Source organism: Campylobacter peloridis LMG 23910 (assembly GCF_000816785.1).
In the GTDB taxonomy this organism is placed as follows: Bacteria; Campylobacterota; Campylobacteria; order Campylobacterales; family Campylobacteraceae; genus Campylobacter_D; species Campylobacter_D peloridis.
Window position 1 is genome coordinate 350161 of record NZ_CP007766.1, and the last position, 12297, is coordinate 362457.

Annotated in this window: 12 protein-coding genes and 1 pseudogene; 10 read left to right on the forward strand and 3 right to left on the reverse strand. The window is 24.9% G+C overall.

Annotated features, from left to right (window positions below):
* Window positions 1–2: 2 nt before the first annotated feature.
* The 9 genes and pseudogenes from CPEL_RS01745 (at window position 3) to CPEL_RS01780 (ending at window position 9049) form a co-directional block, all read left to right on the forward strand.
* Window positions 3–1307: an AAA family ATPase gene (locus tag CPEL_RS01745; protein WP_044598363.1), complete on the forward strand. Its 1305-nt coding sequence runs from the start codon at window positions 3–5 to the stop codon at window positions 1305–1307.
* Window positions 1297–1917, forward strand: coding sequence for an RloB family protein (locus tag CPEL_RS01750; protein WP_044598364.1), 621 nt, complete (start codon window positions 1297–1299; stop codon window positions 1915–1917). Before CPEL_RS01745 ends, CPEL_RS01750 begins: the two co-directional genes overlap by 11 nt.
* A gap of 49 nt (window positions 1918–1966) precedes the next feature.
* Window positions 1967–2182 (forward strand): annotated as a pseudogene (locus CPEL_RS01755) (type I restriction-modification enzyme R subunit C-terminal domain-containing protein); the annotation flags it as partial.
* Window positions 2183–2193: 11 nt separating this feature from the next.
* Window positions 2194–2367, forward strand: a complete 174-nt coding sequence (locus CPEL_RS09150; protein ID WP_158337679.1) for a hypothetical protein — start codon at window positions 2194–2196, stop codon at window positions 2365–2367.
* Between the two features lie 8 nt (window positions 2368–2375).
* On the forward strand, window positions 2376–5426 hold the full coding sequence (locus CPEL_RS01760) for an RloD family protein (protein ID WP_044598366.1): 3051 nt from the start codon (window positions 2376–2378) through the stop codon (window positions 5424–5426).
* Window positions 5416–6660, forward strand: a complete 1245-nt coding sequence (locus CPEL_RS01765) for a type I restriction/modification system, S subunit (RefSeq protein WP_049984558.1) — start codon at window positions 5416–5418, stop codon at window positions 6658–6660. The genes CPEL_RS01760 and CPEL_RS01765 overlap by 11 nt, the downstream gene beginning before the upstream one ends.
* A gap of 31 nt (window positions 6661–6691) precedes the next feature.
* On the forward strand, window positions 6692–8176 hold the full coding sequence (locus tag CPEL_RS01770) for a type I restriction-modification system subunit M (RefSeq protein ID WP_044598367.1): 1485 nt from the start codon (window positions 6692–6694) through the stop codon (window positions 8174–8176).
* 377 nt (window positions 8177–8553) lie between these two features.
* Window positions 8554–8781 carry a hypothetical protein gene (locus CPEL_RS01775; protein WP_044598368.1) on the forward strand — a complete coding sequence of 76 codons (228 nt, stop codon included), beginning with the start codon at window positions 8554–8556 and terminating at the stop codon, window positions 8779–8781.
* Window positions 8768–9049, forward strand: a complete 282-nt coding sequence (locus CPEL_RS01780; RefSeq protein ID WP_044598369.1) for a type II toxin-antitoxin system YafQ family toxin — start codon at window positions 8768–8770, stop codon at window positions 9047–9049. The genes CPEL_RS01775 and CPEL_RS01780 overlap by 14 nt, the downstream gene beginning before the upstream one ends.
* A 109-nt stretch (window positions 9050–9158) precedes the next feature.
* On the opposite strand, the gene CPEL_RS01785 is transcribed toward CPEL_RS01780, so the two are convergent.
* From CPEL_RS01785 to CPEL_RS01795, 3 genes are read right to left on the reverse strand one after another with little or no spacing between them, the layout of a single operon-like run.
* On the reverse strand, window positions 9159–10337 hold the full coding sequence (locus tag CPEL_RS01785; protein WP_044598370.1) for a molybdopterin molybdotransferase MoeA: 1179 nt from the start codon (window positions 10335–10337) through the stop codon (window positions 9159–9161).
* Between the two features lies 1 nt (window position 10338).
* Window positions 10339–10779, reverse strand: a complete 441-nt coding sequence (locus tag CPEL_RS01790; protein WP_044598371.1) for a molybdopterin synthase catalytic subunit — start codon at window positions 10777–10779, stop codon at window positions 10339–10341.
* Window positions 10780–10782: 3 nt separating this feature from the next.
* Window positions 10783–11004, reverse strand: a complete 222-nt coding sequence (locus tag CPEL_RS01795) for a MoaD/ThiS family protein (protein ID WP_044598372.1) — start codon at window positions 11002–11004, stop codon at window positions 10783–10785.
* Window positions 11005–11064: 60 nt separating this feature from the next.
* Between CPEL_RS01795 and nspC the strand changes: the two genes are divergently transcribed.
* The gene (nspC, locus tag CPEL_RS01800; protein ID WP_044598373.1) at window positions 11065–12228 is read left to right on the forward strand and encodes a carboxynorspermidine decarboxylase; all 1164 of its coding nucleotides are present in this window, start codon (window positions 11065–11067) and stop codon (window positions 12226–12228) included.
* Window positions 12229–12297: the final 69 nt, after the last annotated feature.

Below are 12297 nucleotides of genomic sequence, written 5' to 3' on the forward strand. Positions count from 1 at the left end.
ATATGCTTATAGAATTTAGAGTGGAGAATTTCTTATCTATTCAAGATGAACAAGTTTTAAGTATGGTTGCAAGTAGTGATAATACTTTTTTAAATTCTCATATTGGTAATGATGAAAAATTAAAATTATTAAAAAGCAGTGTGATTTATGGAGCAAATGCTTCTGGAAAATCAAATATTATAAAAGCTTTGCAAGCTATGAAAACCATTGTTATTTCAAGTGCAAAAAAACAAAGAGGAGATAAACTACCTATAACACCTTTTTTATTAGGAAATGAAAATGATAAACCTACAAAATTTGAAATCATTTTTATACAAAATGGTATAAGATATCAATATGGCTTTATTTTAACTTCTGAAAAAATTTTAGAAGAATGGCTTTTGATTTTTGGTGAAAGCAATAGAGCTCAAAAGTGGTTTGAAAGAATTTATAATGAAAAAGAAGAAAAATATAATTATTCTTTTGGAGCTAAATTTATAGGTTCTAAACAATTATGGGCTGAAAATACTAGAGATAATGCTTTATTTTTATCTGTGGCTATTCAATTAAATAACGAGCAGTTAAAACCTGTGTTTGATTTTTTTAACCTTAAACTTCAAATAACAAATTCGCAAGGCTGGGATAATGGAATAAATATTACAATTAACGAATATGAAAAAAATAAAGAATTGATCAATAATTTTTTTAAAATAGCTGATTTGGATATAGAAGGTGTAGAGATTAAAACAAGCGATATTGATGAAAATTCATTACCATCAAATCTTCAAAATATTCCACAAGAACTCAAAGAAAAAATTATTCAAGAAGTTAAAAATATTCAAAATTTAGAAAATGCAAAAATACTAGAAGATATATCTTTTATGCATTTAAGTCAAAAAAATCAAATAAAATTTTTAAATTTTAACGATGAATCAGATGGCACAAGAAAATTTTTTAATATAGCAGGTATTTGGATTGATTCTTTAAAAAAAGGAAACATTTTAATAATAGATGAGCTAAATACCCATTTACACCCTTTGATGACAAAATTTTTAGTAAATCTTTTTCACAATGAGAATTTAAACAAATCAAATGCTCAGCTTATTTTTACCACTCACGATACTTCTATATTAAATCAGGAAGTATTTAGAAGGGATCAAATTTGGTTTTGCGAAAAGCAAAATAAAGCAACCAAGCTTTATCCTTTGAGTGATTTTAAAGTAAGAAAAGATAAAACAAATTTGGAAAGTGATTATTTATTGGGGCGTTTTGGAGCTTTGCCTTATTTTAAAGAAATATTATCATCTTGGAGTGATAATGGGAACTGATGATCTGCATAAAAGAAATAAAACGCTAAGAAGTAGGAATCCAAAAAGACAAGAAAACGAAGTTATACTCATAGTGTGTGAAGGTGAAAAAACAGAAAAAAACTATTTAAATCAATTAAAAGATTTTTTTAGCTTAAGTAATGTAAGTATAAATATCTTATCAAGTAAAAAGTCAAGCCCTTTACAGGTTGTTAAATTTGCCAAAGAAAAAAGTAAGGAAAATTCTTATGATAAAATTTATTGTGTGTTTGATAAAGATACGCATTTAAATTTTGACAAAGCAAAGCAAAAATGTAAAAAATACAAATTTGAAGCAATTATTTCAAATCCTTGTTTTGAATTTTGGATACTTTTACATTTTACATACACTACAAAATCATTTAGCACAAATAGCCCTTGCATAGAATTAATCAGTGTTTGTTTAAAAGAATACATCCAAGATTATACTAAAAATTATAATTTTACAAATATCATACAACAAAATCTTGACACGGCTATTGCAAATGCTCAAAAGGCAAATAAAGAAGCAGAAAAAAATAATTATGTAAGCTCATATGCTTTTATGGATAAATTAGCAATTAAATTTAAAGAATTAAACAATGCAAAATAACACAATGACAAATTTTCCACAAAGTTGGGAGATTAAAAAGCTTGGTGAGTTGAAACGCTTTCAAAAAGAAAAAGCTATAAAATTCATAGAATTTTTACCAAATAGATATCAAGAATACGGCATAAAAGACTTCGATGGAGATTTGCAACCGCTTATAGAGCTTAGTTCTTTAGGTAATGCTAGAGAATTAGCTAATGAATTTGGTGGCTTAGAAATTCTAAAACAAAGCTTTGATGATTTACAAAGGGAGATTTATTTAAATTAAAGGAGAGAAAAATGGATATATTAATTTCAATTATTAGTGGGTTAGTCGGAGGATTTGTTGGTAGTTGTTTTGCTTTATATTTAAGATTTAATAAAAAAACTAGAAAAAATATAAATAAAGTTAGTTTAAAACTATCTAGTTTTTTTAACTTTGGTAGTATAAAACAAGAAAATTCAAATAAGTGATTAAAAGAATGTTTGGTTTTAAATTATCTAGTTTTTTTAACTTTGGTAGTATAAAACAAGAAAACCATAATCATTTTAATTCTAATATAATTTCTTTCATTAAACAGAATGAAGATTATTTTTATAATGGGGAATTTAAAAAATCTTTTGAAATACTAAAAGAATATAAACGAGATAATTCGAGTGATAAAAAAAATAATTACTTATTGTTAGTAAATGAAGCAAAATATTATTTTGACTTATGTAATTATGAAAAAACTAAAGAAAATTTATATTATCTTGAAAAAGAATATAAGGAATTTATAGATAATTCTTTTAAAGAAATTCAATTATCATTGTGTATGCATGAAAAAGATCTAAACAAATTTAACGAGATAAAACAATATTTTTTAATAGAAAAACAAACAAATAGATCTAGTGAGTATTTTGATTTTATGTATGCATTAAATATAGGAGATATAAAACAAGCAAAAGAATTATTTGACAAGTTAAAAGAAAAAGAAAAGAGTGAATTTTTAAAAGCAAATTTATACACACAATCTTTTTTTAAAGAACAAAATGAAAATGATGCATTATTGTTTATAGAATTATGCAAAACACTTATAAAAGAAAATAAACTTAATTTTTTGCAGAAAAAAAATATTTTAGAAATGCTGTATGTAATTGAAAAATTTTTTACTAGAAAATACAATAGAAGTATTTTAAAAAATAAAAACCATATAAGAAATTATCAAGCTATCTTAGAAAATATTATACAAAATGATAACCTGCAATATTTTGGATTTGATTATCAAAAGTATATTAAATATAATTATTGTGAAATTTTATTATTATTTAAAGAAAATGATAAATTTATAGATTTTTACACAAAAAACGAAAAAGAACTTTTTGATCATTTTTATTTTTCATATATTGATATTGTAAAAAATGATATAGATCACAATATGATACAAGATAAAATTTTAGAAACTAAAGATTTTAAATTAATGTATGACTATATTACATATTGCGATATCCATAAAGATAAAAAGGCTCATAGCTTCTTATCTAGTAATTATAAATTATTATATAAGCATAACTTAATATTTTATTTTACAAAAATTTGTTTTAATAATAAATTTGAAGTAGTACAAGAAATAAAACAATTTATAGCAAGTGAATCTGAATCTGATATAATATATGATTTTTTAAATTTAAAGATGAAAAAATCAATTTCAAATAATGAATTAGAAAAATTATATTCTAAATTAGATACAACTTTAAATTGTGATTTTATAAAAGATATAATATTGTTTTTTCAAGAGCAAAATTTTAATTTTTGGACAGATATAATTTTAAAATTTAAAGATAAATACAATGGATTGGTTGAATTAGCTTTATCTTATTTTTATAATAATATTAATATAAATCAATTTGAAAATTTTATCGAAAATATAGATCAAACTTTATATCAAAAAGAAATATCTGGTATATATTTAAATTGCGGTGAATATAAAAAAAGCTTAAAGATTACGCAAGATCTTTGGAATGATAAAAATTTAGATAAAACAATCCTATCTAAACATACATTATATATTTTACAAAATTATTATGATAATTATAAAGAAATTCTTGATAATAATTTACTTGCAAAAGCTATAAATTATTTAAAATCTGATCTTGATAATCTAAATTTGATAGAGCTTATGCAATTGTTATATCATTCTTTGCTATTTTATAAAAAGATAGATACAGATATAATTTTTAAATTAAATAAGCAACTTTTAGAGTATCCTATAAATAATTTAGATCAAGAAATTATCGATTTTATTTGTAGAATATATGATAAATATATTACAAATAATAATATTGATATAGTCCAAGATACAATTTTATACGATAAAAATACAAGACAAGCATACATAAGTAAAAGTTATTATAATAAAATTGATCCTTCTTATAATTATATCAATATCATAGATGGTTTTGAATTTGACTTAAAATTAAAAGATGATAATTATGCTAAAGAGTCAATATTTTTTAATTTTTATTTAACAATAATAGCTCAAAAAAAACTTCCTAATGTTCATCAAATTAACATAGATAACAACAATCCTTTAGAATCTTTTATAAAAGAATTTAACAATATAACTTTTCCTATAAAACAAGAAAGAGAAGAGCTTATTTCGCAATTTGATAATCAAAATTGCTATTTATTTAAACTAAAAAATGGTTTAGGGTTTGACTATATAGAATTAATTCCAATGCTTATAGAAGATGAAAATATTAATTTTTACTCAAATAAATGCATTCCTTGGAATGTAAATAAAATATTAACTTTTTCTTCTATTGTATTATTACAGCATATTAATAAACTTGATGTTGTTTTACAAAGAAAAGATGTTTTTATACCAAAAAGTATTATTCTTGAAATACAATATAAAATTCAAAATATAGAAAATTCAAAAAATCAAGAAATTTATTCTTTAAGCTCTAATGGATTACTAAAAATAGATAACTTCAAGGTAAAGGAAAAATTAGAGCATATATTAAAATTAGTAGATTTCAAACAAATTATTGATGATACTAAACATACAATAAGTAATTTGGAAGATATACCTATTGAATTAAGACGAGAAATAAGCATTTTTAGTATTTGTTGTATGAATAAATATCAATTTATAACCGAAGATAGAATTTTCGGATTTTTAGCAGAAAAAATAAATACTCCACAAATGGTAAGCAATGCTATGTCTTTATTAATTGAAGAAAAAGATTATATTGATAAAGCTATTTCATTGGATTCAAAAAAATATTCTTATGTTTTTGGTGAATATATGTTATATAATATAAGCGATACTTGCTTATATAAAAATATTTCTAGCTATAATATTTCAAATCGTGACAAGCAAATGATTCAAATTATAAATAAATATGGTTTTTTAGATAATTTAAAACAATATTATAAAAATACTTATGAAGTTTTATATCCCAAAATTAATCTTCCAAAAAATGATTTTATAAAGCATAATATAGAATTATTGTTAAATCTAATAGAAGAGAATAATAATGCAAAATAAAATGACAAATTTACCGCTTGGTTGGGAAGTTAAAAAGCTTGGTGATATTGTTAAATTAAAAAATGGTTTTGCATTTAAAAGTAATTTATTTTGCAATGATGGAATTCCTATTATAAGAATTAAAAATATACAAAATGAAAATATTATTTTAGATGATTTGGTTTTTTGTAATCCTAATGATTATAAAAATAGTTTAGATAATTATTTAATATTTAAAAATGATATATTAATAGCTATGAGTGGTGCTACTACCGGTAAAATAGGAATATATAATTTAAATGATAAAGCTTATTTAAATCAAAGAATTGGTTTGCTAAGAATTGATAACAATATTTTAAGAAAATATGTTTTTTGGTTTTTATATTGTAATAGTGAGCAAAATCTTGCAAATGCTTTTGGCGCTGCTCAACCAAATTTAAGTACAGAACAAATACATAATATTGAAATCCCTATACCACCTTTACAAGAGCAAGAAAGGATAGTGGGGATTTTAGATGAGAGTTTTGCAAATATAGATGAAAGTATTAAAATTTTAGAGCAGGATTTGCTAAATTTAGATGAGTTGATGCAAAGTGCTTTACAAAAGGCTTTTAATCCTTTAAAAGATAATTCTAAAGGAAATTATCAACTCCCGCAAGGTTGGGAATGGAAAAGCTTAGGTGATATTGCGGTTACTAGTAGCGGTGGAACACCATCAAGAAATAAAAAAGAATACTGGGAAAATGGAACAATTAAATGGTTGAAAAGTGGAGAATTAAATGATGGATATATTAATTTTATAGAAGAAAATATAACTCAAGAAGCTATTGAAAATTCATCGGCTAAAATATTTCCAAAGGGAACATTGCTAATCGCTATGTATGGAGCTACAGCTGGAAAATTAGGTATTTTAGATTTATATTCAGCTACAAATCAAGCAATTTGTGCATTTTTGCATAAAGATAATAAAAATATTAAATTTTTTGAAAAATTTCTTTTTTATTTTTTATTTTTCATAAGAGATAAAATTATCAAAGATTCTTTTGGTGGAGCTCAACCTAATATAAGTCAAACTTATATAAAAAATTTACAAATCCCTTTACCACCTTTACAAGAGCAAGAGCAAATCGCATCGTATTTAGATGAGCTTTCTTTAAATATAAAAGATTTAAAACAAAATTATAAAGCACAGATAAAAAATTTACAAGAGCTTAAAAAATCATTATTAGATAAAGCCTTTAAAGGAAGATTATAAGTGTTAAAAAATTTGATTTTTAAGGATAAAAATGCAAAGTAAAATAGATAAAATCACAGATATTTTAAGAAGAGATGACGGCATAAGCGGTGCTATGCATTATAGCGAGCAAATTAGCTGGATATTGTTTTTGAAATTTTTAGATGATTATGAGATGAATTTAAAAGATTTAGCATTTTTAGATGGCAAAGATTATAAAAGCATTTTAGAAGAAAAATTTAGCTGGAGTGTTTGGGCAGCACCGAAAAAAGATGGCAAACTTGATGTAAAAAATGCTTTGAGTGGATCGGATTTGCTTGAATTTGTAAATAAAGAGCTTTTTCCTTATCTTAAAAATTTTAAAAATAATGATGATTTTAAAAGCATAGAGTATAAAATAGGTGGAATTTTTGAATTTATAGACAATCGCATAGCAAATGGCCATACCTTAAGAGAAGTGATAAATTTAGTTGATGAGATTAGTTTTAATAAAGAAGATGAGGTATTTGCTTTAGGTGAAGTTTATGAAAAACTTTTAAAAGATATGGGTAGTGATGGTGGAAATAGTGGAGAATTTTACACTCCGCGTCCTTTGATAAAAGCTATGGTAGAAGTGATAGATCCTAAAGCAAAAGAAAGAATTTATGATCCTTCTTGTGGTAGTTGTGGATTTTTGGTTGAGAGTTTTTTGCATATTTTGTATAAAGATAGAACTAAAGGCGAAAAAGCAAATTTAAGCGTAGAAGAGCTTGAATTTTTAAAAAATGACGCACTTTTTGGTAAAGAAAAAACTCCACTTAGCTATGCAATGGGCGTTATGAATATGATATTACACGAAATTTCAAGTCCAAATATCATAAAAACAAATACTTTAAGTAAAAAAATCACAGATATAACAGAAAAAGAAAAATACGAAGTAATACTTGCAAATCCACCTTTTGGAGGCAAAGAAAAAGAACAAATTCAAGAAAATTTTCCTATAAAATCAAATGCTACTGAGCTTTTGTTTTTACAGCATATTTTAAAATCTTTAAAAAACAACGGAAGATGTGCTATCATCGTGCCTGAAGGCGTGCTTTTTCAAAATTCAAATGCCTTTGTAAATGTAAAAAAAGATTTATTGGATGATTTTAATTTAGAATGTGTTTTGAGCTTGCCAAGTGGAGTATTTTTGCCTTATAGTGCTGTTAAGACTAATGTGCTTTTTTTCTCTAAAGGCAAAAAATGCATTTGCGAAGGCGATGGAGTGTATTATTATGAGCTTATACCACCTTTTAAACTTACTAAAAATAAGCCTTTAGAGTATTCACATTTTAAAGATTTTTTAAAATGCTATAAAGATAGAAAAATCACACCAAATTCTTATATAGTAAGTTTGGAAGAATTAAGAAATAGAAACTACGATATAAGTGCTAAAAATCCAAATACAAAAGAAGAAAAATCCTTGCGTGAAGTAGAAGAAATTGTGGAAGATTTAAAGCAAAATCAAGAAAAAGCTAAAGTGCTTTTAGAAAAAATTCAAAAAGCACTTATTTAAGGCATCAAAACAATATCTACTAAATCATTTTCTTTTATATCATCATTTGCTATCATTTATTTCCCTGCAACACCTAAACCACCACAAACAATATCTTTAGGTGTATTTCTCATAGCAATTTTGCCGTTTTCGCTAGCATTAATTTGATCTGTTGTAGAGTTAAAATCTTGTTTTGCTGAAATTAGAGCATATTATATATTCGCGCTTAGTCTAAGCTTGCTATTTAAAATTTTAACTTTGTATTTGTTTAAATAAAAACAAGCAAAATAAAAAAATCTATTTCTAATCTCTTAAAATAGGTTTTTGTAGTAAAATTGCTTATAAAAATTGATTAAAATACAATATAATTATATTACATGGCTTGAGAAAGGAAATTCATGACTCTTATTATTGAAAATGTTAATGAAGAATTTTTACCTGCATTTAAAGGTTTAGCTAAAAGTATAAATGCTAAATGTAAAGTTTCTAAACCTAAACTAAGTAGTTTTGAAAATAAGATATTAAATGCAAGTAAAGAGCTTAATAAAGAAAAAAAAGACAATACCGCATTAAGCTTTAATTCACATCAAGAATTTGTGAAAGCTTATCAAGATGGCAAAATATAAAATTTATTATCATAAAGATTTTGTAAAAGCCTATGCAAAAATAAGCAACGAAGAGCGTAAAATAACAGATAAAGTTATCATAAAGCTTTCTAATGATGAAATTTTAGAACCAAAATATAAAGATCATCAATTAAAAGGTGCATTAAAAGATTTTAGAGAATGTCACATAAAGTCTAATTTATTATTGATTTATCAAAAACATAACAATGAATTAGAATTAAATATTTTAAAACTAGGCAGTCATAGTAAATTATTTAAAAAATACTGAAAAAAATAATATCAAAACAACTCACAAAAATTAAAAAATACAATCTTAATCTACACTCTATTAATTTTAAAGTTAAAATTTAGCAAATTACATCTTTTGCATTTTCACATCAAGGCATCAAAACAATATCTACTAAATCATTTTCTTTTATATTATCATTTGCTATCATTAATGCAGCTTTGTTGTTTAGGTTGTTTATGATAGCACTTGAGCCTTCTTTTTTGCCTTTTAAATTCGCATATATTTTTCCATCTTTAAATTCCACATTGCAAGCTACAAATTCTAAATGCGGACTTTTTTTCTTATAATCAGCATTTAAAAATGCTTTAAATACATAGTCTTTTTCTTGTAAAAGCCAAGTATTTAATAATTCTCTAACATATAAATTAAACATTACCATAGCTGAATATGGAAAGCCAGGTAAAGCAAAGATAAATTTTTCTTCACATTTAGCTATTTTTATGTGTTTGCCAGGCTTTGTATTTACTTTATCTATGATGATTTGATAATCTTTTATAGCTTGTTTTAAAAAGTCAAAATCACCCATAGAAACTCCGCCTGTGGTGATTAAAATATCGCAAGAATTTAATGCTTGTTTTATAGCAATTTTTGTTTGTTCTTTATTATCACTTAAAAGTGGAAAAATTCTAATATCACAATGTAATTTTTTTGCCATATTTGCTATGGCTACATGGTTTGATGAGCGAATTTGCGCAGGATTTTCTAAGCTTTCTCCAAGATCTTTTATTTCACTACCACTACTTAAAACTCCTATTATAGGCTTTATAAATACACTTATATGAAAATATCCAAGCTCTGCCAAAAGTGCTATTTCACTATAATTTATTTTTGTGCCTTTTTTTAACAAAATTTCACCTTTTTTATAGCTTTCTCCTACTTTTCTTACGGCAAAGCCTTTGCTAACTTTTTCTTTTATGATTAAAATATCATTTTCTATTTGCACTTTTTCTACAGGTATTAAAGTATCACTACCTTCACTCATTAACGAACCTGTAAAGGTTTTAACACATTCTTTATTGTTTAGTTTAAAATTAGGGAATTTTCCAGCAGGAACTTCTCCTATGATTTTTAAATTTTCATCTTGATCATCAAATTTTATAGCATATCCATCCATAGCTGAAGTTGGAATTTCAGGATGATCTTTTAAGGATATTATATCTGTGGCTAAAATTCTGTCTAAACATTCTGTTAAGGCTATTTTTTCTATCTTTTCATAAGAATTTATAACATTTTTTAAACTTTTTAAACTATCTTCATAAGATTGCATTTTAATCCTTTAAAATTCCAGCGCCTTTAAGTTTTAAAGAGCGTTCTTTTGCGTAAATTTTTTCTCCATTTACAATATCATATTTCCAAATAGGCGCACTAGCTTTAAAATCTTCTACAAAATCATTTATAAGCTTTAATCCTAGCTTTCTTTGTTTGCTTAAAACTCCAGCAAAATAAGAGCTTTCATGCACTTTAACTTCACCAATGGAGTGAGCAAACATTAAAATTACATTATCATTTTTTACTTTTTCGCACCATTTTTCAAACCAATTTTTAAGCAAAGGTTCATATATATCAAAGCTTAATGCGCTTATGCCATCTTCATTTCTTACTATGCCACAAAATGTTATTAATGCACCACAATTTTTATCTTTTGAAAAATCATACCATTTAGTATAAATTTGATTTATATTTAAAGCCCCGTTGTATAACTCAAACATTTATCAACCTCCACAAACTGGCGGAAGTAGGCAAATTTTATCTCCATTTTTAAAATTTACATTCTCATCAAATACCATTTCATCATTTAAAGATATAGCACAAAGTTCTAACCATTCTTTCAAACTTTCATCTTTTTGTAAAATTTGTTTTAATTCTTTTAAATTTTTTACATCAAGCTCTATGCTATCTTTATTTATTGGCCCTAAAAATTCTATTTTTACCATGTAATTTCCTAAAAATTATTGATTAATTTATATAATATCAAAAAAATTTAAAGGATTATCATGCAAATTCAAAATCATCTTGATAAAAATTTCCCCACTCCAGCTTATGTAATAGAAGAAGATAAACTTAGAAAAAATTGCGAACTCTTAGCTAAAGTAGGCGAGCAAAGTGGTGCAAAAATTTTGCTAGCTTTAAAAGGTTTTGCTTTTTCAGGAACTATGGATATAGTAGGTGAGTATTTATCAGGATGCACTTGTAGTGGGCTTTGGGAAGCAAAATATGCAAAAGAATTTATGGATAAAGAAATTCATACTTTTTCACCCGCTTTTAAAGATGATGAAATAGATGAGATTATAAAGCTTTCTAATCATTTAGTGTTTAATTCTTTTAATCAATTTAATAAATACAAAGAAAAAGCAAAAATAAAAAGCATAGGACTAAGAGTAAATCCTGAAATTTCGCTAGCCCCAAAAGAGCTTTATAATCCTTGTGGAAGGTATTCAAGGCTAGGAATTCGTGCGATAGATTTTGAAAATGAAAATTTAGATGGTGTAAGTGGATTGCATTTTCATGCATTATGTGAAGAAAGTGCGCATTCTTTGGAGCTTGTGTTAAATGCTTTTGAAAATAAATTTGAAAAATATATCAAAAAAATGAAATGGATAAATTTTGGCGGAGGCCATCACATAACTAAAAAAGGATACGACACGCAAAAGCTTATAAATTTATGTAAAAGATTTGCTGATAAATATGGTGTGCAAGTTTATCTTGAACCAGGTGAAGCAGTGGGGTGGCAATGTGGGACTTTAGTAGCTAGTGTAGTTGATATAGTAGATAATGAAAAGCAAATTGCTATTTTAGATACTTCAAGCGAAGCTCATATGCCAGATACTATAATAATGCCTTATACTAGTGAAGTTTTAAATGCGAGAATTTTATCCAGTCGTGATGGAGAAAATTACAGCGATTTAAAAGAAAATGAATTTGCTTATTTACTCGGTGGAAATACTTGCTTAGCAGGTGATATAATGGGAGAATATGCTTTTAAAGAAAAGCTTAATATAGGACAAAAGATAGTTTTTTTAGATCAGGCACATTATTCTATAGTGAAAAACACTACTTTTAATGGCATAAAACTACCCAATCTAATGCTTTTAGATAAAAAAGAGAATTTATCTATGATTAGGGAGTTTGACTATAAAAACTACTCAAAACGAAACTAAAAGTAATATTTCTTTTGAGTTTTTTATAATTTTATGTTTTTTAAATAAAACTTTTTTTAAAATAGAAAA

Coding starts and splice junctions, on each gene's coding strand:
- CPEL_RS01745 (WP_044598363.1), top strand. CDS start 3: ATGCTTATAGAATTTAGAGTGGAGAATTTCTTATCTATTCAAGATGAA.
- CPEL_RS01750 (WP_044598364.1), top strand. CDS start 1,297: ATGGGAACTGATGATCTGCATAAAAGAAATAAAACGCTAAGAAGTAGG.
- CPEL_RS09150 (WP_158337679.1), top strand. CDS start 2,194: ATGGATATATTAATTTCAATTATTAGTGGGTTAGTCGGAGGATTTGTT.
- CPEL_RS01760 (WP_044598366.1), top strand. CDS start 2,376: ATGTTTGGTTTTAAATTATCTAGTTTTTTTAACTTTGGTAGTATAAAA.
- CPEL_RS01765 (WP_049984558.1), top strand. CDS start 5,416: ATGCAAAATAAAATGACAAATTTACCGCTTGGTTGGGAAGTTAAAAAG.
- CPEL_RS01770 (WP_044598367.1), top strand. CDS start 6,692: ATGCAAAGTAAAATAGATAAAATCACAGATATTTTAAGAAGAGATGAC.
- CPEL_RS01775 (WP_044598368.1), top strand. CDS start 8,554: ATGACTCTTATTATTGAAAATGTTAATGAAGAATTTTTACCTGCATTT.
- CPEL_RS01780 (WP_044598369.1), top strand. CDS start 8,768: ATGGCAAAATATAAAATTTATTATCATAAAGATTTTGTAAAAGCCTAT.
- CPEL_RS01785 (WP_044598370.1), bottom strand. CDS start 10,337: ATGCAATCTTATGAAGATAGTTTAAAAAGTTTAAAAAATGTTATAAAT.
- CPEL_RS01790 (WP_044598371.1), bottom strand. CDS start 10,779: ATGTTTGAGTTATACAACGGGGCTTTAAATATAAATCAAATTTATACT.
- CPEL_RS01795 (WP_044598372.1), bottom strand. CDS start 11,004: ATGGTAAAAATAGAATTTTTAGGGCCAATAAATAAAGATAGCATAGAG.
- nspC (WP_044598373.1), top strand. CDS start 11,065: ATGCAAATTCAAAATCATCTTGATAAAAATTTCCCCACTCCAGCTTAT.